Genomic DNA, 21,896 nt, shown 5'->3' on the forward strand with positions numbered 1-21,896 from the left:
ACCAGCAGCGACACACCTGAGCGGACGGCTGCCGGAGGAGAGGTACGTCCCATCGTGGGTGAAGCACAACCGATCGACGCAGAGGTCGTGGACGACCGTCGCGCACTCTGGCCGCGGTCCACGACCTTTCTTCTGGGGGTCGTCGGGCTCGTGCTCGCCACCGTGGCGTTCGTCGCGGTCATGTCCATGCCCGACCTCGTGTGGCACCCGGCACGCGACTTCGAGCTGCAGTCGACGTACGACGCCTACCGCGAGACGGGCGTGCCGCTCGTCAAGGAGAACGGCACCGGCTCCTGGTACACGCAGGTCGCAGGGCCCGACGGGTACACGCCCGCGGCCTGGGACGACGACCCGGGCGTCTACATGATCGCGTCGTTCATGTCGCACGTGACCGGTTCGGAGTCGCCGTACCCCGGCCTGCGGGTCGTGATGGCGCTGCTCTGCGCCCTGCCGCTGACCGTCCTGCCGTTCGCGGTCGCGCGGGTGTTCGGCCGGGCTCGCGCGGGCTACGTGCTCCTCGCGCTCCCGGCACTCACCTGGCTCGTCAACGGGGGCACGGTCCTGCTCGGCACGGAGTACGGCCTCTCCGACGAGTCCTCGCCCCTGCGCGTGTACGCGCTCTACGGCGTCACCGGGTCGCTCGTCTTCGCGTCGCTGACCCTCGTCCTGCTCCTGAGCACCGCCCGGTTGCGCACCCGGGGGCTCGTCCTCGCCACCGTGGGCATCGGCCTGCTCGCCGGCGTCGGCAACCTCGTGCGCTCGATGTCAGGCGTCGGTGTGGCCCTGTCGGTCGGTGTGCTCTGGTGGCTGGCGACGCGCCGACGGTGGCGCTGGTGGGCGGCAGTCGGTGGCGCAGTCGTCGCCGTCACCCTGTCGTTCGTGGTCCCCACCGGGGTCATGAAGGCGGTCCAGCACCAGCAGGCGGAAGTCACCGGCATCGCGTCGAGCGACCTTCCTGCCGCGCACGCGCTGTGGCACTCCGCCTACCTCGGCCTCTCGTACCCGGAGCCCGTCAACGGCGAGCCGTCCCCGTTCGGGATCCCGTGGAGCGACGAGTTCGGGTGGCAGCAGGCTCGGGCGGTCGACCCCGACGTGGTGATCGCGAGCACCGAGTACGACGAGATCATGAAGCAGCTCTATCTCGACAAGGTCGAGTCGATGCCCGTCGCCGCCGCCCGCCTGTACGTCGACAAGGCACTGTTCACGGTCAAGCACTTCGGCGCCATGATCGTCGTCATCGTGATCGGCATCGGTCTTGCCCTGCGGCGCTCCGGGCCCCATCGCCGCCGCCTGTGGGGCGCCGTGGCACTGACCGTACCGACGGTCCTCATCGGCTTGCTGCCGGCGGTCCTCGTGATGCCGCTCCTGTATTACTACTCCGAGCTCTCGGGTGCGCTCGGGCTGCTCACCGCCGTCGGACTGGGCGGCTTCGCCTGGGTCGTCACGTCGATGCCCTCGCAGGTGCGTGCCGCCGAGCGCGGCAAGATCGCGGCCCGGCTCCACGAGCTCACGCCTGCGCACGCGCCCGGCTCGCTGGCAGTTGTCGTCCCCACGCGCAACGGGGAAGCGACCGTCGCGGCCACGGTCGAGTCGCTCGCCGGTGCACTCGGTCATGCGGACGAGATCGTCGTCGTGGAGAACGGTTCGAACGACCGGACCACGGAGATCCTCGACGCGCTCGCCGCAGGCTGGTCCCACGAGTGCCGACTGTCGGTGCTGCACAGCGAGCGCGGTCTCGGTGTGGCACTGCGCACGGGCGTGCTGGCCTCACGCAGCGACCGGCTGCTCCTCACTGCCGACGACCTGCCGTTCGGGATGGGCGACCTCGAGGAGTTCCGCCGGCTGCCGTCCGACACCGTCGTCGCCATCGGGTCCAAGGCGCACCCCGGCTCGGACGTCCACCGGTCCACCCGGCGGACCCTCCAGTCGCGCGTCTTCCGGCACATGCGCGAGGCCCTCTTGCACTCCCGCGTCGGCGACAGCCAGGGGACCTTTTGGGTCGACGGCTCCTGGGCCAGGATGTTCGCGGCCTTCTCCCGCGAGCCGGGTCTGATGTGGACCACGGAGCTCGTCATGGCGGCGGAGATCCAGGGGATCCCCGTGACGGAGGTGCCGGTCAGCCTGACCGAGAGCCACGACACCGTCACGAGTCGGTTCTCGTTCGGCGACGCCGTACGCGGCCTACGGGGCATCGTGCGCCTCGCGCTGCAGAAGGACGACTACCTGCAGGACGACTGGGTCCCGCGCGAGAGCGCGCACGAGCCAGCCCTGCGCTGAGGCGGCCCGGAGCCGTCCCGTCCGCACCGGACACTGGTAGGAAGGGACGGCTCTGGTCCATCGGCTCCGTGACAGCACCCGCGTCCGGTCGCGGCAGCCTCCGTGCCGACCGGTGCAGCGTCAGCCGCCGACGTCAGGACCTGCCGAGCTTCGTCACACCGCGAGGTGCCTCAGGGCGCCGAAGCTCGTGCTCCCCTGCCCCGAGACGCGAACGGGTCTGCCGGAGGCGATCCTCCGACAGACCCGTTCGCTCACGGCCTGCAGATCGGTGGGCGGCGCTGCGCGCCGCCGCGGGCGTCACACCCGCACGGTCTGCCCTGCGCGCGCCGACTCCAGCACAGCCTCGGCGACCCGGACCGTCCGTGCACCCTCCACGAGGCTGACGACGTCCGACCCGACCCCCAGGACGGCGTCCCGGAAGGCCTCGTGCTCGACGAGCAGCGGCTCGCGCTTGCCCAAGGCGAAGCGCACGACATCGCCCTCGCTGACCCCCCGGAAGCCGGCCAGGGACTCCCAGGTCGTCTCCACGATGCCGTTCGCGTAGTAGGTGAGGTCGGCGGTCACCGTGTCGGCGACGAACGTGCCGCGCTCACCCGACACCACGGTTGTCCGCTCCTTGAACGGCGACAGCCAGTTCACGAGGTGATTCGTCAGCACGCCGCTGTCGAGCGTCCCGACGAAGGCGACGAGGTCCTCGTGGCTGCGGCCGCTCTTGTGCGCGACGTGCGCCGTGACACCGGTGAAGGCGGCCTGCGTGATCCACGCCGTGAGGTCGATGTCGTGCGTGGCGAGGTCCTTGACGACACCGACGTCGGCGATGCGCGCCGGGAACGGACCCTGCCGGCGGGTGGCGACCTGGTAGACGTCACCGAGGTCTCCGCTCTCGATCCGTCGACGCAGGCTCTGCAGAGCAGGGTTGTACCGCTCGATGTGACCGACCGCGCCCACGAGGCCGGCGCCTGCGAACGCGTCGACGATACGTACCGCCGCGTCGGTGCTGGGAGCGAGCGGCTTCTCGATCAGCGCGTGCACGCCGGCGTCGGCGAGCGCGAGCGCCACGTCCTCGTGGAACTGGGTCGGCGCCGCGACGACCGCGTAGTCGACCCCTGCGTCCACCAAGGCCTGCACGGAGTCACCGACCGGGAGCCCGGCGGCGACGCCGTGCGGGTCGCCACCCGGATCGGCCACCGCCACGAGCTCGACGCCCGCCAGGGAGCGCAGCACGCGCGCGTGGTGGCGCCCCATCATGCCGAGGCCGAGGAGCCCGGCGCGCAGCGCGGCGGCCATCAGGCGCCGGCCTTCGCCACGGCGTTGACCGCAGCGGCGACACGCTCGAGGTCGTCCGGAGTCAGGGCCGGGTGCACCGGCAGCGAGAGGACCTCGTCGCACGCGGAACGGGTCTGCGGCAGGTCGAGCGTCAGACCGAACGACGGCAGCTCGTGGTTGGGGATCGGGTAGTAGACCCCCGACCCGACCCCGTGCTCCGTCAGCAGCGCGGCTGCGAACGCGTCGCGGTCGCCCTCGACGCGGATCGTGTACTGGTGCCACACGTGCTCGGCGCCGTCGGCGACGAACGGCACGACGACGTTCTCGAGGTGCTCGGACAGGAAGCGGGCGTTCGCGCGGCGCTGCTCGGTCCAGGCGTCGAGCTTGCCGAGCTGCACGCGCCCGATCGCGGCGTGCACGTCCGTCATGCGCGCGTTGAACCCGACGACCTCGTTCTCGTACCGGCGCTCCATGCCCTGGTTGCGCAGCAGCTGCACGGAGCGAACGATCTCGGGCGTCGCGCACGAGACCATGCCGCCCTCGCCTGACGTCATGTTCTTCGTCGGGTAGAGGCTGAACATGGCGAAGGTGCCGAACGTGCCGACACGACGACCCTGCCAGCGCGCACCGTGCGCCTGCGCAGCGTCCTCGAACAGCTGCACGCCGCGCCGGTCGGCGAGCTCCGCGAGCGCGGTCATGTCCGCCGGGTGGCCGTAGAGGTGCACCGGCATGATGGCCGCGGTGCGCTCGGTGAGGACCGACTCGACGGACGCGGGGTCGAGGCAGAACGTCCGCGGGTCGATGTCGGCGAACACGGGCGTGGCACCCGTGAGTGCGACGGAGTTCGCGGTCGCGGCGAACGTGAACGACGGGACGACGACCTCGTCGCCGGGGCCGATCCCCGCGGCGAGCAGACCGAGGTGCAGGCCGGTCGTCCCGGAGCTCACGGCGACGCACGACCGGCCTTCGACGAGGTGGTCGGCGAACTCGCCCTCGAAGGCCGCGACCTCGGGGCCCTGGGCGATCACACCGGTGCGCATCACCCGGTCGACGGCCGCTCGCTCGTCATCCCCGATGAGGGGCTTGGCGGCGGGAATCACGTGCGTGCTCATGCCTGCTCTCTTTCGTCCGGCCGAGCGTCGAGCTCGAGCCCAGTGTGTGTCTCGCGGTACATGTCCTGCGTGACCGGGCAACGCCACCGGCCGTCCCCGCTCGCCTCGAGGCGCGCCCCGGAGCGCCCGACCCAGCCCACCTGCCGGGCGGGGACCCCCAGCACGAGCGCGTGGTCCGGGACGTCGCGGGTGACGACGGCGCCCGCGCCCACGGTCGCCCAACGCCCCACCACGACCGGCGCGACGCAGACAGCCCGCGCACCGATCGACGCCCCGGTCCGGACCGTCACACCGGTCGCCTCCCAGTCGGACGCGCTCTTCAGGGTGCCGTCCGGGTTGACCGCGCGAGGGAAGGTGTCGTTCGTGAACACGACCGCGGGGCCGACGAAGACGCCGTCCTCCAGGAGCGCCGGTTCGTAGACGAGCGCGTAGTTCTGGATCTTGCAGCGTGCCCCGACCTGCACGCCGCTGCCGATGTAGGCGCCGCGCCCGACGATGCAGTCCTGCCCGATCGAGGCGCGGTCGCGGATCTGCGCGAGGTGCCAGATGGCGGAGCCGTCGCCCACCGTCGCGGTCGGGTCGACGTCGGCCGATTCGGCGATACGAACGTTCACAGGTCTCCTCGTCGTACGACGGTGCAGCCGGATGGACGTGCACAGGTCAGCATCTCGGTCCGAGCAGGGTGCCTCACGGGACCAACGGCCTCAGCGGCGTCGCCGCTCCATGCCACAGCCCGGTCGGGGCTCGTGGGCGAGGGACCGCACTCAGCCATCGACCCGCTCGACGATGTCGGCGATCACCTTGCTGGGGTGGAAGTCGTCGAGCGTCGCCGCCGTCCGGTAGCGCTCCGGGTTCTCGAGGAACTCGGAGAGCACCTTCGAGCTGAACCTCGTCAGCACCATCTGCACGCCCTCGCCGGCAGGACGCTCGGTCTTCTCGCGGTGCACCGCGCACGGGATGCCGAAGTGCGCGGACTCCTCCTGGAGGCCCCCGCTGTCGGTCACCACGAACTGGGCACGAGCCAGCACCGGCAGGAAGCGGACGTAGCTGAGCTTCTCCTCGATCCGGAACCTGTCGTCGTCGAACAGGTGGAGCAGCCCGTAGCTCTCGAGCCGCGCACGCTCCGAGGCGCCGCAGTAGTAGATGATCGGCACGTCCACGGTGGCGTGCTCGCGGATCACCTCGAGCGAGCGCCGGTACAGGCTCTCGTTGCGGACGAGCTCGAAGCGGTGCAGCGTGGCGACGCCGAAGCGCTCCGGGATCTCGATGTCGTCCGCGACCCCCTTCGCGAGCGCGAAACGCACCGCGTCCACGACGGTGTTGGCACCCGTCGTCACGACGGCCCCTCGCCGGCGCCGCAGGTTCTCGGCCTGCTCGTGCGTCGGCGTGAAGTGCAGGTCGACGAAGTACGCGACGAGCCTGCGGTTCAGCTCCTCGGGGAAGGGGTGCACGAGGCTCCCGCTGCGCATGCCGGCCTCGACGTGCCCGACGCGCGCGCCGAGCAGGCGGCCCACGAGCGCGCCGATGGGCGCGGTGAAGGTGTCGCCGTGCACCAGGACGACGGGCGGCCGCCCGTCCGAGCGCAGCCGTCGGCGCAGCTCGCGTCGACGACGCCACACCGTGCGCGCCACCCCGAAGGCCCACGCGGGGACCTGCGCCGGGCGGGACAGGTTGTGCGACGGGCCGCCGGCGACGAGCCACTCCGTCGGAGCGGGCAGGTCGAGGTCCTCGAGGGTCGACTCCAGCTCCGCCACGTGCTGGGCGGTGTACCAGATCTCGCAGCTGCGCCCCCGCGCGACGAGCTCGTGATAGACCGGCGCCACCTTGATGAGCTCGGCTGTGGTGCCGACGATCAGAGCGATCACAGGGCAAGGCCTCCTTGGGTGGGACGCGCATCCGGGTGCCCGATGGCGGCGGATCGCGCGTCGGTCGTCATGGGCTGGTCCGTGGGACGCGCCCGCCGGGTGGACGGCACGGCTGCGGCGCCTACGGCTGGGACGCCCAGTCGACCTCGTCGACGAGGTGGCCGCCACCGCGCTCGAGCGCCGCGACGTCGTGGTCGACCATGATGCGCGCCAGCTCGGGCGTCGTCACCGTGGGCCGCCAGCCGAGCTCACGCTCCGCGAGCCCGTAGTCGCCGATCAGCGCGTCGACCTCGGTGGGCCGCAGGTAGCGCTCGTCGAACTTGACGTACTTCTGCCAGTCGAGGCCGACGCGCTCGAACGAGAGCTCGAGGAAGTCGCGCACCGTGTGCGCAGTGTTGGTCGCGACCACGTAGTCCATCGGGGTGTCGTGCTGCAGCATCCGCCACATCGCCTCGACGTACTCCGGGGCGTAGCCCCAGTCGCGCACCGCGTCCAGGTTGCCCATGTAGAGCTCGTCCTGCACGCCCGCCGCGATCCGCGCGGCCGCCCGCGTGATCTTGCGCGTCACGAACGTCTCGCCGCGGCGGGGCGACTCGTGGTTGAAGAGGATGCCGTTGACGGCGAACAGGCCGAACGCCTCGCGGTAGTTCTTGGTGATCCAGTACGAGTAGACCTTGGCGGCGCCGTACGGCGAGCGCGGGTAGAACGGCGTCGACTCGTCCTGCGGAGGCGGGGTCGCGCCGAACATCTCGGAGCTGCTCGCCTGGTAGTAGCGGCACTGCACACCGGCGAGCCGCACGGCCTCGAGCAGCCGGACGCTGCCGAGGCCCGTCGTGTCGCCCGTGAACTCGGGCTCGTCGAAGCTGACCCGGACGTGGGACTGGGCGGCGAGGTTGTACACCTCGTGCGGCTGGATCGCGTCGAGCAGCGTGACCAGCCGGGAGCCGTCCGTGAGGTCGCCGTAGTGCAGGGTCAGGTGGCTGCCCGGCGTGTGCGGGTCGGCGAACAAGTGGTCGACGCGCGCGGTGTTGAACGTGGACGCACGACGGATGAGGCCGTGGACCTCGTACCCCTTCGCGAGCAGGAGCTCCGCGAGGTAGCTCCCGTCCTGTCCCGTGATACCGGTCACGAACGCGCGCTTCGGACTCGTGTCAACCATTGCTTGTCGCTCTCCGTGTGTCTGGGTGTGGCACGCGACGGCAGCGCCGCGGCCATCGTATCGATGTGGGTCCGGGACCTTGGTCAGAGTGAGTCGAGGACCTCGGCCAGGAGGTCGAGCTCGGCCGGGATCGGGTAGTGGTGGTTCCCGACGAACAGGCCGTCCGTGTGGATCTCGTCGGCGACCGGGAGCCGGTCCGGCACCACGGCGTCGAGGTGCGCCATCACGGGGTTGCGCGTGAAGTTCCCGGCCACGATGGGCCGCGACTCGATGCCGCGGGCGGACAGCGCGGACACGACCTCGCGCCGGCGACCCGTCAGGCGACCCTGGAGGACGAACGAGAACCCGAACCAGCTGCTCTGGCCGTTCTCGCGCTGGATCCGGACGTCGTCGCGCCCACCGAAGATCTCGACGAACCGCGCGGCGTTCTCGCGCCGGCCCGCGACCAGCCCGGGCAGCTTGATGAGCTGCTCACGGCCGAGCGCGCCCGACATCTCGAGCGGCCGCACGTTGTACCCGGGCAGCACGAAGCGGAACAGGTCGTCGAACGCGTCGCCCGTCTTCGGGTGCACGAGGTTGTCGGTGGGGAGCTCGCGCGTCCACCCGTGCGCCCGGAGCGAGACCGACGCCTGGTACAGGTAGTCGTCGTCGGTGACGACGAGCCCACCCTCCATGGTCGAGATGTGGTGCGAGAAGAAGCTGCTGTAGGTGCCGAGCGCGCCGAACGTGCCGGCCTGGCGGCCGTCGATCGTGGCGCCGAGCGACTCGCAGTTGTCCTCGAGGAGGACGAGCCCGCGCTCCTCGGCCAGCGCCGAGAGCGCGACGAGATCGGCGGGGTTGCCGAGCAGGTTGACGGCGAGCACGGCCTTCGTCTTGTCCGTGACGGCTGCCGCGACCTGGTCGACGTCGAGGTTGAGCGTGTTCGGGTCGATGTCGACGAACCGCAGACGCAGGCCCAGCTGGTGCACGGGGTAGTACGTGGTCGCCCAGGACACCGCCGGCACGATGACCTCGTCGCCGGCGCGCAGGTCGACGTCGGGAGCGACGACCGCCGCGGCGAGCGCGATGAGGTTCGCGCTGCTGCCGGAGTTCACCATGACGGCGTGACGGACACCGAGGAAGGACGCGAACTCCTCCTCGAACGCGCGCACCTCGGGACCCATGGTGAAGCGCCCACCGGCGATCACCCGCTGCAGGGCCTCGTGCTCAGCCTCGTCCCAGGTCGACGTGGCCAGGGGGAATCGGGGGCTGCCAGTGTTCACGTTGCGCCGTTTCGTCGGGGGCTGTGTCGTCAGGAGAGCGTGTCGAGGTAGCGGGCGTACGCCGTCCGCATCCCGTCGTCGAGCGAGGTGCCGGGCGTCCACCCGTACGAGCGGGCGAGCGTCGAGTCCATCAGCTTCTGGTGCATCCCGGCCGGCTTGGACGGGTCGGGCACGAGCTCGCACTCGTAGCCCACCGTGCGCAGCGCCGCCCGGTAGTAGTCCAGGACGCTGTGGTCCTCGCCCTTGCCGACGTTCATCAGCACGGGCCACTGCGCCATCGTGGGCAGGTGCTCGACGACCCAGCCCGCGAGGTCCTCGACGTACGTGAACTCGCGGCGCGCCGAACCGTCGCCCCAGACGTCGATCGTGGCGGCTCCCGACGTCTTCGCGGCGTGCGCCTTCGCGATCGTCGCGGCCACGAGGTGGCCGTGCCCGAGCGAGTAGTCGTCGTTCGGTCCGTAGAGGTTCGACGGGATCACCACGCGGTAGGCGTGGCCGAACTGCTGCGACACGTACTCGCAGAACCGGGCGGAGGTGATCTTGGCGAGCGCGTAGCCCTCGTTGGTCGGCTCGAGCGGCGCCGCGAGCACGTCCTGCTCGACGAGCGGCTGCCGGTAGTCCCTCGGGTACATGCAGGACGAGCCGAAGTAGAGGAACCGCGTGACGCCGGACTGCAGCGACGCGTCGAGGACGTTCGCGTCCATCCGCAGGTTGTCCATGAGGAAGCCCGACGGGTCGGCGACGTTCGCGGCGATCCCGCCCACCTTCGCGGCCGCGTGGATCACGAGGTCCGGCTCGACCCGGGCGAACAGTGCGCGCACCTGGTCCTGCTCGCGCAGGTCGGCGTCCCGACGCGACACGGGGACCAGCTCGTCGGGCGAGTCCGCCGGCCACGCGGCGGCGATGCTCTTCGCAAGCATGCCGCCGGCACCAGTGAGCATCACGCGCATCTGTCTCGCTCCGTTCGTCACGACCGGGCCACCCCGGACAACCTGCCCGGCGGGTCGTGCCCGTGACCGGGCGGACCATCTGGACCGGCGCCAGAGTCTAGTCGCCCCGGGACGCTGCCGGGTCCGCGCCACCGGTGGGATAGCCTGCCGCGGATGAGAACGACCCGATCCCCGCGTGCCGGCGGCTTCCGCCAGCATGCGGCGAACCACGCGCTCCCGGTGCTGCTGATCGGCGTGGCCACCGTCGTGGGCGCGCTCGCGGCGCTCGCCTTCCAGATCCTGTCCGCGCGTGCCCTCGGGCCCTCCGAGTTCGGGCTCCTCGCGGCCTTCCTCGCCATCCTCAACGTCGCGGCGATCGCCAGCGCGGCCCTGCAGAACTCCGTGGCGGTCAGGACCGCCGAGCAGCTCGCCGCGCCGACCGTGGCCGCGGCGGACAAGGCGGGGCGACGGGTCAGCGACGCGACGATCCTCGGCGTCGGCGCCGCGCTCGTCGTGGCGCTGCTCACCCCGGCGCTCGCGCGCAGCCTCGACACCGACAGCGTCATCGTCCTGCTCGCGGCCCTCGCGATCCCGCTCAGCTTCTGGCTCGCCGAGGACGTCGGCGTCCTGCAGGGTTCCGGGAACGCCTTCGGCGCCGTCGCCTGGACGACGGTCTCCCTGATCGCCCGGGTCCTGCTCGTCCTCGTCTCGATGTGGGTGGGCTTCGGCATCGGGGGCGTCCTCGGCTCGGTGCTCGTCGCCACCGCGCTCGCGCTCGTCGGCGCCCGGATGACCACCCGCCGGATGCCGCATCCCCGCGCGAGCGTGTTCAACCCGTCCGGGCTGACCGTGCTGGCGCTGAGCGCCTCCATGGCGTGGCTGATCAACGCCGACGTGGTGATGGTCCGCGCGGGCGCGCCGGGCGACGTCGCGGGCAACTTCGCCTCGGCGGCGATCCTCGTCAAGGCGTCGTTCATGCTGCCGTCGACGCTGTCGCTCTACCTGCTGCCGAGGTTCGTGCGCAACCGGCACAACGTCTCGCTCGTGCGGACCGGCGAGATGCTGACCATCGGGATCACGGCCGCCTCGGGCCTCCTGCTGACCCTGGTGTTCTGGGTGGCGGGCGACTTCATCGCGAACCTCGTCTACGGGCCCGGCTTCGAGGACACCGGGACGTTCCTGGTGCCGCTGTCCCTCGTCTACCTGCCGTGGATGGTCGCCCAGGCCGTGCTCATCCGGCTCACCGCCGACGCCTCCCGGCCCGCGGCCGTCACCGTGCTGGTCGCGATCGCGGTCCAGGCCGTGGGCTTCACGCTCGCGCTGCCCGACGTCACGACGCTCATGTGGATCCAGGCCGCGGTCGGCGCCGCCGTCCTCGGGGCCTTCCTGCTGCTCGTCCGACGTGCCAACACGACAACCCCACCCCTTCAGGAGCGGACACTCACGTGAGAACGACGCGCGACGGAATCGTCGCCTACGTGGCGGGCGGCCTCGGCAACCAGCTCTTCATCCTCGGAGCCGGCTGGGAGCAGGCCCGCCGCCTCGACTGCCCCCTCTACCTCGACGTGTCGAACTTCACGGTGAACCACCTGCACCCGTATGGGCTCGACGCCGTGACGACACCGGGTCAGGTGCTGTCTCCGGAGCAGAGCCCGTGGCGCACCGTGCGGGTCCCCACGGGCCGCCACCTGCCGATCCCCCGCGAGCTGCCGGGCAAGGTCTTCGTCGAGCGCTCGGTCGAGCGGTACGCCCCGGCGATCCACCAGGTGGGGCGCGGGACGACGCTGCTGGGCTACTTCCAGTCGTCGCAGTACTTCCCCACGGTGCTCCCCGACCTCGTCGCGAGCCTGTGGGACAGCCCGGAGACGCCCGACGAGACGCGGATCATCGCCGAGATGCGCGCCAACCCGGCGATCACGCTGCACCTGCGCCGCGGTGACTACCTCCACGGGCCGGCCGTGTTCCTCGCGACCGTCGAGTACGCCCGTCGCGCGGTCGAACTCGTGCGGCGCACCGGGCTGGACCTGGGGGTCCGCGTGTTCACGGACTCCGTCGACGTCGTGCGTCGCGAGCTCGGCGACGCGTCGGCAGGTTTCGAGTTCGTCGAGCGCGACCTGCCGCTCGGGACCGTCGCGACGCTGAAGGCGATGGCCGCCGGTCAGGCCATGATCATGAGCAACTCGAGCTTCAGCTGGTGGGCCGCGACCCTGATGAGCAGCCAGGGCGGCGACCCGCTCGTCGTCGCGCCGCGGCCGTGGACGGCCGACGGCAGCGCACGCGCCGACATGCTCGAGCCCGGCTGGGTCACGCTCGACGCGCGCTGACCCACGCTCGGCCCGAGGCCGGCGCGCGGACCGCGACGCGCGGCGAGGAGCTCCGGCGCGGTGGAGTCGTCCTCGCCGCGCCGGGAACCCCTAGTCCGCCGCCTGCTCGTCCGGCGTCCCCCGCCCGGCGAACGCCGCGCGGTGCACCACCAGGCCCCGGCACAGCCCGGCCCAGAAGACCACGCCGAACACGGGCAGGTAGCACAGGAACGCGAGCACGGCCCGCGGCGGGCAGCCCCGCCTGAGCGCGACCGTCGCGGGCGTGAGCACGGCGACGGCCGCCAGGACGACGAGGGCGAGCAGCACCGGCCCCACGACGCCCGCGAGCGCGGCCCAGACGAGCGCAGCCAGGGCGACCAGAGGACTGGCCGCCAGGAGCACGAGGATGAGGTCGCGCAGCCGCGAGGTGCCGGCGTAGCTGCTCACGAAGAGCGTCCCCCGCACGAAGCTGTGCGACAGGAACCCCCGGACCGACTGCCGCGGCCGGTACTGGACGCTGAAGCCCGGGTCGATGCGGATCGGTGCGCTGCGCACGATGTGCCGCAGGATCTTCGTGTCGTCGGACACGAGGTGCGCGTGCTCCTGCGGCCAGGAGGCGAGGCTGGCCTCGATGTAGAGGGCGCGCGACACGACGAAGCACGTCGTGCCCTTCGGGACCTGGTCGAAGTTCTCGGGGGTGATGAGCATCGGACGCGGCCGGGCGCGGTACTCACCCCAGAACACGTACGTCGGCACCTCCCAGAAGAGGCCGACGAGCCCGGCGTCCGTGGCGGTCTCGGCGTGGGCGTTCCACGGCCCGGCGCCCTCGCCGCCGCGGCGGACGTCGAGCACGTGCCGCAGGGAGCCGGCGTCGACCAGCACCCGGGAGTCGAGGAGCATGATCTCGTCGAAGGCGGCTCGCGTGACGCCGGTCCAGCGGGCCAGGAAACGCCCCTGGTTCTCCGTGCGGACGACGGTCAGGCGCGTGCTCAGCTGCTCGGCGAGCCCCGCGAGCACGGCCGTGGTCTCGTCGGTCGAGCCGTCGTCGACCACGACGATCTCGACGGCCGTGAGCCCCGCCGCCACGATCGCCGTGTCGAGCGCGGACAGCGTCGCGGGCAGCCACTGCGCCGAGTTGTAGCTGGGGATCACGACGCTGAGGCCCGGAAGGACGGACTCGTCTGCACCAGGGGTGGCCGCGGTCGAGGGATCTGCCGTACCGGCCGGGTCGTGTGTCAACGGACTCCTCGATCCTTGCTGAGACGCTCACGAACAGGGCGAGTCGCGTCCGGACCGCACCCGCCGCCCCTGCTGGCGGCGCCTGGAAGCACTCGGCCGAGCGAGGAGCCGGGGCAGGCACGAAGCGCGGGGCTCACGGGCAGGACGATGTCACACTCCCGCCGAAGAGCACGCATCGCCCCGGCCGGGGACGTCAGGCGAGGACCTGCGAAGCGGCGGTCGACCACCGGTCACGCCAGTCCGCGATCGGGTCGACCCCGACCGCGAGGAGCGCGTCGTGCCCGAGCACCGAGAAGGCGGGACGCGGCGCCGGCCGCACGTACTCGGCGCTCGTCGTCGTCCGGACGATCGACGGGTCCATGCCGGCTGCACCGACCACTGCCTGCGCGAACTCGTGCCAGGTCGCCCGGCCGGACGCGGTCCCGTGGTAGGTGCCCGCCGGGACGCCAGTCGCGACCAGTCGCACCAGCAGGTCGGCGACGTCCGCCGTCCATGTGGGCTGGCCGACCTGGTCGGCCACGACGTCGAGCCCCCCGCGCTCCGCGGCGACACGGGCGATCGTCTTCGGGAAGCACGGGCCGTGGGCGCCGTAGAGCCACGCGGTCCGGACGATGAGGTGGTCCGGCGCCTCCGCCCGCACCGCCCACTCCCCCGCGGCCTTCGTCCGACCGTAGGCGGACCGTGGCCGCAGCGGATCGCCCTCGCCGTACGGTCGCTCGGACGTGCCGTCGAAGACGTAGTCGGTGGAGACGTGCACCAGCCTCGCGCCGTTCGACGCGCTGGCGCGTGCAAGCACGGCCGGCGCGACCGCGTTGACCTCGAACGCGGTCGCCTCCTGCGACTCCGCGGCGTCGACGGCTGTGTACGCGGCACAGTTGACGACGACGTCGACGCCTCGGACCGCAGCCTCCACCGCGCCCTGCGACGTGACGTCGAGGTCCGCGCGGGTCAGGGCGTCCACATCCTCACCGTGCGTCCGCAGGCACGCCACGACGTCCTGGCCGAGCATCCCTGCGGCACCAACGACGAGCCAACGCACAGCAGCTTCCCCTCTCGACGACGGGAGCAGGCTACCCGCCTCGATAGGGTGTCCTGCGACCACCGTCGAAAGGGAGACCATGACCTACCGCGAGCTCGCAGTGCCTGGCGCCTGGGAGATCACCCCGACGCAGCACGGCGACGCCCGAGGGACGTTCCTCGAGTACTTCCACGGGGCGTCGTTCGCACAGGCGACCGGGCACGACTTCGGCCTCGCGCAGGCGAACTGCTCCGTGTCGGCCAGCGGGGTCCTGCGCGGCATCCACTTCGCCGACGTGCCACCCGGCCAGGCGAAGTACGTCACGTGCCCCAAGGGGGCCGTCCTGGACGTCGTCGTGGACCTGCGGGTGGGCTCCCCGACGTTCGGCACGTGGGACTCCGTGCTGCTCGACGACGTCGACCGCCGGGCGATCTACCTCGCCGAGGGACTCGGGCACGCCTTCCTGTCGCTCGAGGACGACTCGACGGTGATGTATCTGTGCTCCACGCCCTATGCGCCGGGTCGCGAGCACGGTGTCCACCCGCTCGACGCCGACCTCGGCATCACCTGGCCCACCACCGCGCGGGACGGCTCACCGCTCACGCTCCGCCTCTCCGACAAGGACGCGACGGCACCGTCGCTGGCCGACGCCCTGACGTCCGGCCTGCTCCCCCGCGCCGACGAGGTGGCGGCCTTCGTCAGCTCGCTGCCCTCGACCCGGCTCTGACGGGAGCGCGACGAGCCGTCAGCGCGCCTGCCGGAGAGCCTGCTCGTACGCCTCGACGTGGGTTGCGGCTGCCGCAGCCCACGTGAACTGCCGGGACCGCGCGACCGCCTCTCCCGCGAGCCGGGACCGGCGCGCGGGGTCGCCGAGCAGCTCTCGCAGCTCGAGCGCGATGCTCGCCTCGTCGACACCGGCGTAGGCCACGGCGTCGCCCCCGACCTCGGGCAACGAGAGCTCACGCGTGGTGAGCACGGTGGCGCCGCACGCCATCGCCTCGAGCACGGGCAGCCCGAACCCTTCACCGAGGCTCGGGTACGCCACCACCGTCGCACCCGACAGGTACCCGGCGAGGTCGTCCAGCGGCAGGTAGCCGGGGCGGAGCGCGGTGAGACCGGACGGGACCGCGTCCAGCGCCGGCCCGACCTCGGTGTCCCATCCGGGTCCACCCGCGAGGACCAGCGCCGGCGGGTCGGGCAGCTCCTCGACCGCTCGGGCCCAGGCCCTGACCAGGGCGGGCACGTTCTTTCGCGGTTCGAGCGTGCCGAGGAAGGCGATGTAGTCCTTGCCCTCGAGGCCGAGCGACCGTGCCACCCGGTCCCGCTCCGCTGCCGGCGCCGGGTGGAACTGCGCGGTGTCGACACCGTGGTACGCGACGTGGAACCGCTCGGGCGAGCCGCCCGCGAAGCGGATCACGTCGTCCCGGGTCGCCTTCGACGGCACCACCAGCGCGCCGGCCTTCGCCACCGCCCGGCGGGTCGCCGCCCGGAAGAACCGTGCCTTCACCTGCGAGTGGAGGTCGGGGTGCGTGAAGAAGGTCGCGTCGTGGAGCGTCACCGCGACGGGGATCGGGCCGCCGACGGGCATCGTGTAGTGCGGGCAGTGCAGCACGTCGGCGCCGGTGCGTCGGGCCAAGGCCGGGAGACCCGCCTGCTCCCAGGCGAGCCGCACCACACGGCTCGAGACGCTCGAGGGAGCCACGACGACCTCGGCGGCGGGAACCCTCTCGGCGAGACCGTCCGCCAGACGCTGCTGGCAGGCGACGACGAGGTCGACGCCGAGTTCGCTCAGCGCGGCGGCGAGCGAGTCGACGTAGCGCCCAACCCCGCCCAGGTCAGGGGGGACGGCGGTCGCATCGAGGAGGAGACGCACCCCGCGATCCTAGGTTACCCGTGACGTCCGGCCCGGCGACGCGCAGCCGTCCGCGCCGGCGACGACGCAGGTCAGCGGGCCGTCCCGGCGACGGGCTCCCCCGGCATCACCAGCGCGTCGTGCGACGCGGTCGGCTCGCTGTCGGGCGTCCCGTCGAGGCCCGGCTCCGCCTCGTCGGCGGGGTCCCGGCGTTCGACGGCGTCCGACGCACGCACCATGGGCAGCGTCAGGAGCGCGACGGCGACCGCGAACGTCACGGCGCCCGTCAGCCACACGAGCATCGGGCCGACCGGGAGGGACGGCCACCACCACTCGACGGCGTTCCCGAGGTTCGGGTCCACCACCTCGGCACCCGTGACGTACCGGCGGATGTTGAAGTGCAGAGCCTCAGCGTTCGCGACCGACAGGGCGGCGACGACCAGCAGCCACTGCCCGCCGGACCAGCGCACCGCGGGCCCCCTCACGCGCGAGACCGCGACGACCGCGATGATCACGATGATCGGGAGGATGTAGCGGGGCTGGACCGATGCGCCGACCGGGTATCCGGACAGGTACTGCATGTACGTGGGGACGACCCACACGGCGACGCCCCCGACGACCAGTGCCGCGAGCTGGCGCAGGTCGGCACCGGCCAGCGCGGCGAACACGACCCCGACCAACGCACCCCATGCCGCGATCGAGACCACCGCCGGCATGTAGGTGTCGAGCCAGCCCAGACCCCAGCTGCCCAGGGCGCCCGTCCACAGCGCCGGGATGTCTCCCATGAGCCGGAGGAACGCCGGGAACGACATCGTGACCGACGCCCCGCCCTGGATCGACTCGGACTGCCCGGTGGTGAAGAAGGCGAAGAGCGCGGCGACCCCGAGCACGGCCGGATACACCAGTCGCCGCACGTGAGCCCAGCCGGTGCGCAGCGTCATGATCCCGGCAAGGCCGATGGCGAGCGCGCCGTACATCGCGGCGTCCGCGCGCGCACCGGCGCCGATGACGAGCGCCACGGCGGCGAGCGCCCCGAGGAGCAGGCGGCGTCGCCTGTCCTCCGTCGTGATGTAGCCGAGCACGGCGATCGGCAGCGTCATGGCGGAGAGCAGGGCCCAGCTCGACGGGTTGATCGACGGGAGCAGGAACATCCCCAGCGGCACGACCGTGACCGCGACACCCGCGACGAGGCCCCGGCGCAGACCGGACGGTGCGGCGAGCCACGTCGCCGCGAGCATCAGCACGACGACGAGGATGTTCATGACCCGCATGAGGATCACCGAGTCCGCGACGTGGTCGCCCACGAGGAAGCTCATCGTGAAGTAGAAGAGCGGCGGGTACGAGCCGTCGAAGTTCCCGCGCCGGGTCTCGACGAGCTCGGTGTCGTCGTTCATGATCGGCCCCTGGCACGCCGCGCTCTCCGGCGGCTGGAACGCGAAGCACGGGGACGACAGGAGCCGCTGCTGGACCTCCCGGGTGGTGGACGTCTCACCCGGCTCGCAGAGCCCGGACCGGGCGCCGTGCCCGCACCAGATGCTGGCGAGGTGGTAGTCCTCGTCGGGCGTGGCGCCGACGGGCGAGGCCAGGGCCCAGGCGAGCAGGGACAGCACGAAGGCCGCGAGACCCACGATGCCGATCACCCGCGATGCCGGCCCCCCTGCGGGTGGTACGAATCGTGAAGTCACGCGGCAGATGGTATCAACCAGACCGCTCCCGCCCGCTCCGCCCCACGGTCGAGCGAGCTCCGCGAGCGCGGGATCGGCGGGAGGCGCCGGGCGAGCGGCTATTCTTGCGCGTCGTGGAACAGGACACGGGACCCAGGCTGCTCGTCATCGTGCCGGCATGGAACGAGCAGGAGTCGCTGCCCCGCGTCCTCGCCGAGCTGGCCGCCGAGGCCCCTGCGGCGGACGTCCTCGTCGTCAACGACGGTTCCACGGACGACACCGCGGCCGTGGTCCGCGCGTCGCACCACGCGATGCTCCTCGACCTGCCCCTCAACCTCGGCGTCGGTGGGGCCATGCGGGCCGGCTACCGCTTCGCGCTGCGCAACGGGTACGACCGGGCGGTCCAGGTCGACGCGGACGGTCAGCACGACCCCGTCGACATCGCACGAGTCGTCGCGATGCTCGACGAAGGCGCCAACCTCGCGGTCGGCGCGCGCTTCGCCGGCGAGGGCGACTACACGGCGCGTGGACCGCGCCGGTGGGCGATGAGCATGCTGTCCTTCGTCATCTCCCGCATCGCGAAGGTCCGCCTCACGGACACGACGTCGGGGTTCCGCGCGTGCGACCGACGCGGCATCGAGCTGTTCGCCCGGGAGTACCCGGCCGAGTACCTCGGCGACACGGTCGAGTCGCTCGTGATCGCGAGCCGCGCCGGGCTCACGATCCGGCAGGTCGGCGTCCGCATGCGCGTACGCTCGGCCGGGACGCCGTCCCAGAGCCCCGGCCGGGCGGCGATCTTCCTCGGCCGAGCCGCACTCGCGCTGCTCATCGCCGTCACACGGCCCATGTCGGCCCCGGCACACAAGGACGCGTCATGAGCGGGTACGGCTTCGCCATCGCGGCCTCCCTGGGGATCGTCGTCTTCCTCGTCGTCCTGCTGCGGTCGCGGCGGGTCCGGGAGAAGTACGCCTTCATCTGGATCGCGGTCGGCATCGCCGTCGCGATCCTCGCGGCATTCCCCGAGCTGATGCTGGGGCTCACGTCCCTGGTCGGGATCCAGACGCCCAGCAACCTCTTGTTCTCGGCGTCCCTGATCGTGCTGCTGTTCGTCTGCATCCAGCTGAGCGTCGAGGTCTCCGGCCTCGAGGAGGAGACCCGCACGCTCGCGGAGGAGGTCGCGCTCCTGCGGCTCGACGTCGAGCGCGCCGCCGCCGCCGCGGGCAACCCGCAGCCCGGGCCCGACGCCTCAGGCCCCGGGTCGGACGCCTCGAACCGCTGACCGGCGAGAGCCGAGCGTCACCGACGGGAGTCGTCGGGTCGACGCTCGGCCCAGGCGCGGGACCCGCTCAGGGTCGGGTGACCAGCCGCTGCACCCGGCCCGAGGCACGCCGGACGACCTCGGCCGGCCCCCCCTCGGACAGGTACTCCTTGAGCAGCTTGAGGTCGCCACGGACGCCCTTCCACGGCGGGGGCGGGGGCGTCGAGTCGATCTCGAGCTCGCCGAGGTCCTGCGCCAGGTCGGCCGCCCGTCGCGGCGACCGGCAGAACTCGACGAGGGGCGCGAGGGTGCGCGACCAGGCGAACTCCGGGGCGACGCGGGCGATCGCGGCCCTCGCCGCGGCGCTCGCCTCGGCGTCGAAGAGCATCGACTCGAGGGCCTGCGTCAGCCCGTCCACGTCCTCCGGGCTGACGGCCACGCCCAGGCCCCTCTCCCGCACGAGCTCGCCGAACGCGTCCCCGTCGGTCGCCACGACCGGCAGCCCGGCCCACAGGTAGTCGAGGATGCGCGTGCGGAAGCTGTACGCCGTCTCGACGTGGTGGAAGTGCGTCGAGACGCCCACGTCGGCGTCCAGCAGGTAGTCCGCGCGCTCGGCGTACGGCACCCATCCCTCGTTGAAGAACACGACCTTGTCGGTCAGGCCCAGCTCGTCGGCCAGCTCCCGTGTCTCGTACGCGATCCTCATCTCGGGGACGCCCGGGTTCGGGTGCTTGGTGCCGAGGAAGAAGAGGCGGACCTCCGGATGGTCGACGGACAGCCTCGCGACGGCCCGCAGCAGCGTGAGCGGGTCGAACCAGTTGTAGATCCCGCCGCCCCACACGATGACCTTGTCGTCCGGGCCGATGCCGGGGACCGTGCCCTTGATGGCGTGCCGACGCTGGACCGGGGGCTCGTCGGGGATCCCGAACGGCACCACGGCGATGAGGTTGTCGAGCGACTCGTCCTCGTCGTACACCGCCGGGTTGACCCGCCCGACCCCGGCGAGCTGGCCGAGCCAGAAGTCACGCTGCTTCTCCGACGCGCACAGCAGGAAGTCAGCGCGGCGGAGCTGCTGGTTCAGCACGTGGGTCACCGCGGCGACCTGCGCACGCCGGCCCTCGGGCCCGAGGTCGCGCGCCTGCTCCAGCTGCTCGAGGTGCATTGGGTCGTAGACGTCCGCCACGACGATCTGCTTCGTGTGGTGCAGCCAGCGCGCACCGTCGAGCAGGAAGCCCTGGAAGACGATCACGTCGGCCCAGTCGGTCACCGCCCGCAGCTCCTTCGGGCGGACGTGCTCGACGGAGAAGCGCGGGTCGGTCACCTCCACGCCGCGCGAGGACACGAGCCGGACCTCGTGGTCGCCGGACAGCGCCGAGGCGATCTCCCAGGCCCGGATGGCCGGCCCCGCGATGCGCTCGGTCAGCGGCTCGCCCGTGACGACGAGCACGCGCAGCCGGGACACGAAGTGCTGGGCGATCCCGAACGCCGACACGAGCGCGTCGTGGCCCCGCACGTAGGCCGGGTGGGGGTACGCGGGCTCGAGCGCGCGCCGGAACAGGGGGAACAGCTCGTGGTCCGTGCGTCGCCGCTTCGTCTGCAGGTCCGTGCGGGTCTCGGCGAGGCCCGGGAGGTTGTCGACGAAGTAGTCGATCGCGAACGGCCCCGTCAGCGCCATCTTGGGCAGCGTGAGGGTCTCCTCCTGCTCGCCGCCGGGGCTGCGCTGCAGGTCGAGGACGGTGGCGTCGGTGTCCGTCCGCGCGATGGAGCGCCGGACGGAGAGCGCCATGGCCGCGGGGAGCGCCCGGGCGAGCGACGCGTCGTCCAGGTTCTTGTAGAGCGTCATGAGCGCGTTGCGCTCGAGCAGGTAGCTCTCGCGGTAGCTGCCGAACTTGTTCATCGTCGCGTGGTGACGGTGGTACGCCACGGACCCGGGCACGAACCGCACCCGGTGGCCGAGCAGGTTCATGCGCCAGCCGAGGTCGACGTCCTCGTAGAACATGAAGAAGCGCTCGTCGAACCCGCCGATCTCGCGGAACAGCTGCGTCCGCACGAACAGCGCGGCACCCGTGCCGAACAGCACGTCCTTCGCGACGTCGTGAGAGCCGTCGTCGACGTCTTCCACCTCACGCTTGTAGCCCATGCCGAACCAGGTGAGCGAGCCGTCGACGTAGTCGATCCGCTCCCCGTCCCAGTCGAGCACCTTGCTGGCGACCGAGCCGACCGACGGGTCCGCGTCGAGCACCTCGACGGCCGCGGCGACCCACTGGGCGTCCGGGCGGGCGTCGTTGTTGAGGAACGCGACGTACTCACCGGTCGCGTGGGTGACCCCGAGGTTGCACCCGCCGGCGAAGCCGGTGTTGGAGCCCGCCTCGACGAGGGTGACGTCGGGGCACGCCGCGCGGATCCGCTCGGCGGAGTCGTCGCCGGAGTGGTTCTCGACGACGATGACCTCGAGGTCACCCGCGGGCCAGTCGACCTGCGTCAGGCCGCGCACGCACGCGATCGTGTCGTCGGCGCCGCGGTAGTTCACCACGACGACCGAGACGACTCCTCGGCGCACCGGGGGCACCTGCTTGGCCGATCGACTCACCGGTCCTCCGTCCTGGACGTCCCGTCGAGGGCTGGCGCCCACCAGCACCGGGATGCCGACGTCGGAGTCTAGTCGGGACGTGGCCGACCCCCGCTCGCGCCC

General features: G+C 72.0%; 18 protein-coding genes. 6 read left to right on the top strand and 12 right to left on the bottom strand.

Features of this window, described 5'->3' with window-relative positions; translation table 11 throughout:
- Positions 1-87: 87 nt before the first annotated feature.
- Entirely contained in the window at positions 88-2,277 is a 2,190-nt protein-coding gene (locus Cch01nite_RS04530) for a glycosyltransferase (protein WP_203749074.1), read from the top strand.
- A 297-nt stretch (positions 2,278-2,574) separates the two neighbouring features.
- On the opposite strand, the gene Cch01nite_RS04535 is transcribed toward Cch01nite_RS04530, so the two are convergent.
- The 7 genes from Cch01nite_RS04535 to Cch01nite_RS04565 all read right to left on the bottom strand — a co-directional run bounded on the left by Cch01nite_RS04535 (position 2,575) and on the right by Cch01nite_RS04565 (position 10,089).
- A complete protein-coding gene (locus Cch01nite_RS04535; protein ID WP_203749077.1) occupies positions 2,575-3,564 on the bottom strand; it encodes a Gfo/Idh/MocA family protein in 990 nt (329 codons plus the stop codon).
- Positions 3,564-4,655, bottom strand: coding sequence for a DegT/DnrJ/EryC1/StrS family aminotransferase (locus Cch01nite_RS04540; RefSeq protein ID WP_203749080.1), 1,092 nt, complete (start codon positions 4,653-4,655; stop codon positions 3,564-3,566). The genes Cch01nite_RS04535 and Cch01nite_RS04540 overlap by 1 nt, the downstream gene beginning before the upstream one ends.
- Positions 4,652-5,269, bottom strand: a complete 618-nt coding sequence (locus Cch01nite_RS04545) for an acyltransferase (RefSeq protein WP_203749082.1) — start codon at positions 5,267-5,269, stop codon at positions 4,652-4,654. Before Cch01nite_RS04545 ends, Cch01nite_RS04540 begins: the two co-directional genes overlap by 4 nt.
- A 150-nt stretch (positions 5,270-5,419) precedes the next feature.
- Positions 5,420-6,520 (bottom strand): UDP-N-acetylglucosamine 2-epimerase, encoded by a 1,101-nt coding sequence (locus tag Cch01nite_RS04550; RefSeq protein WP_203749085.1) that lies wholly within the window; start codon positions 6,518-6,520, stop codon positions 5,420-5,422.
- Between the two features lie 121 nt (positions 6,521-6,641).
- A complete protein-coding gene (gene gmd, locus Cch01nite_RS04555; protein ID WP_203749089.1) occupies positions 6,642-7,679 on the bottom strand; it encodes a GDP-mannose 4,6-dehydratase in 1,038 nt (345 codons plus the stop codon).
- Between the two features lie 83 nt (positions 7,680-7,762).
- Entirely contained in the window at positions 7,763-8,941 is a 1,179-nt protein-coding gene (locus tag Cch01nite_RS04560) for a DegT/DnrJ/EryC1/StrS family aminotransferase (protein ID WP_203749092.1), read from the bottom strand.
- A gap of 29 nt (positions 8,942-8,970) precedes the next feature.
- Positions 8,971-10,089: an NAD-dependent epimerase/dehydratase family protein gene (locus Cch01nite_RS04565; protein ID WP_308439198.1), complete on the bottom strand. Its 1,119-nt coding sequence runs from the start codon at positions 10,087-10,089 to the stop codon at positions 8,971-8,973.
- Between Cch01nite_RS04565 and Cch01nite_RS04570 the strand changes: the two genes are divergently transcribed.
- Together Cch01nite_RS04570 and Cch01nite_RS04575 are read left to right on the top strand one after the other, a co-directional pair.
- Positions 10,045-11,319 carry an MATE family efflux transporter gene (locus Cch01nite_RS04570; RefSeq protein ID WP_203749098.1) on the top strand — a complete coding sequence of 425 codons (1,275 nt, stop codon included), beginning with the start codon at positions 10,045-10,047 and terminating at the stop codon, positions 11,317-11,319. The two genes, Cch01nite_RS04565 and Cch01nite_RS04570, sit on opposite strands and share 45 nt — an antisense overlap.
- Entirely contained in the window at positions 11,316-12,194 is an 879-nt protein-coding gene (locus Cch01nite_RS04575; protein ID WP_203749101.1) for an alpha-1,2-fucosyltransferase, read from the top strand. The genes Cch01nite_RS04570 and Cch01nite_RS04575 overlap by 4 nt, the downstream gene beginning before the upstream one ends.
- 90 nt (positions 12,195-12,284) lie before the next feature.
- Here Cch01nite_RS04575 and Cch01nite_RS04580 read toward each other — a convergent pair whose 3' ends face one another.
- Positions 12,285-13,412: a glycosyltransferase family A protein gene (locus Cch01nite_RS04580; RefSeq protein WP_203749104.1), complete on the bottom strand. Its 1,128-nt coding sequence runs from the start codon at positions 13,410-13,412 to the stop codon at positions 12,285-12,287.
- A gap of 193 nt (positions 13,413-13,605) precedes the next feature.
- Positions 13,606-14,451, bottom strand: coding sequence for a dTDP-4-dehydrorhamnose reductase (gene rfbD / locus Cch01nite_RS04585; RefSeq protein ID WP_203749108.1), 846 nt, complete (start codon positions 14,449-14,451; stop codon positions 13,606-13,608).
- Between the two features lie 79 nt (positions 14,452-14,530).
- Here rfbD and Cch01nite_RS04590 point away from each other — a divergent pair, with 79 nt between their 5' ends.
- Complete coding sequence (locus Cch01nite_RS04590) at positions 14,531-15,157, top strand: dTDP-4-dehydrorhamnose 3,5-epimerase family protein (protein WP_203749111.1); 627 nt, start codon at positions 14,531-14,533, stop codon at positions 15,155-15,157.
- Positions 15,158-15,175: 18 nt separating this feature from the next.
- Here the strand turns inward: Cch01nite_RS04590 and Cch01nite_RS04595 are convergent, their stop codons facing one another.
- Together Cch01nite_RS04595 and Cch01nite_RS04600 are read right to left on the bottom strand one after the other, a co-directional pair.
- Positions 15,176-16,303: a glycosyltransferase family 4 protein gene (locus Cch01nite_RS04595; protein WP_203749115.1), complete on the bottom strand. Its 1,128-nt coding sequence runs from the start codon at positions 16,301-16,303 to the stop codon at positions 15,176-15,178.
- Positions 16,304-16,374: 71 nt separating this feature from the next.
- Complete coding sequence (locus tag Cch01nite_RS04600) at positions 16,375-17,967, bottom strand: DUF2142 domain-containing protein (RefSeq protein ID WP_203749118.1); 1,593 nt, start codon at positions 17,965-17,967, stop codon at positions 16,375-16,377.
- A 113-nt stretch (positions 17,968-18,080) separates the two neighbouring features.
- On the opposite strand from Cch01nite_RS04600, the gene Cch01nite_RS04605 reads away from it, so the two are divergent.
- Together Cch01nite_RS04605 and Cch01nite_RS04610 are read left to right on the top strand one after the other, a co-directional pair.
- A complete protein-coding gene (locus tag Cch01nite_RS04605) occupies positions 18,081-18,824 on the top strand; it encodes a glycosyltransferase family 2 protein (protein ID WP_239069873.1) in 744 nt (247 codons plus the stop codon).
- A complete protein-coding gene (locus Cch01nite_RS04610; RefSeq protein WP_203749123.1) occupies positions 18,821-19,225 on the top strand; it encodes a DUF2304 domain-containing protein in 405 nt (134 codons plus the stop codon). Before Cch01nite_RS04605 ends, Cch01nite_RS04610 begins: the two co-directional genes overlap by 4 nt.
- A 67-nt stretch (positions 19,226-19,292) precedes the next feature.
- Here Cch01nite_RS04610 and Cch01nite_RS04615 read toward each other — a convergent pair whose 3' ends face one another.
- Positions 19,293-21,794, bottom strand: coding sequence for a glycosyltransferase (locus tag Cch01nite_RS04615; protein ID WP_239069875.1), 2,502 nt, complete (start codon positions 21,792-21,794; stop codon positions 19,293-19,295).
- Positions 21,795-21,896 lie beyond the last annotated feature (102 nt).

Source organism: Cellulomonas chitinilytica, from assembly GCF_016862675.1.
Lineage (GTDB): Bacteria > Actinomycetota > Actinomycetes > Actinomycetales > Cellulomonadaceae > Cellulomonas > Cellulomonas chitinilytica.

Coding starts and splice junctions, on each gene's coding strand:
- Cch01nite_RS04535 (WP_203749077.1), bottom strand. CDS start 3,564: ATGGCCGCCGCGCTGCGCGCCGGGCTCCTCGGCCTCGGCATGATGGGG.
- Cch01nite_RS04590 (WP_203749111.1), top strand. CDS start 14,531: ATGACCTACCGCGAGCTCGCAGTGCCTGGCGCCTGGGAGATCACCCCG.
- Cch01nite_RS04540 (WP_203749080.1), bottom strand. CDS start 4,655: ATGAGCACGCACGTGATTCCCGCCGCCAAGCCCCTCATCGGGGATGAC.
- Cch01nite_RS04565 (WP_308439198.1), bottom strand. CDS start 10,089: ATGCTGGCGGAAGCCGCCGGCACGCGGGGATCGGGTCGTTCTCATCCG.
- Cch01nite_RS04570 (WP_203749098.1), top strand. CDS start 10,045: ATGAGAACGACCCGATCCCCGCGTGCCGGCGGCTTCCGCCAGCATGCG.
- Cch01nite_RS04610 (WP_203749123.1), top strand. CDS start 18,821: ATGAGCGGGTACGGCTTCGCCATCGCGGCCTCCCTGGGGATCGTCGTC.
- gmd (WP_203749089.1), bottom strand. CDS start 7,679: ATGGTTGACACGAGTCCGAAGCGCGCGTTCGTGACCGGTATCACGGGA.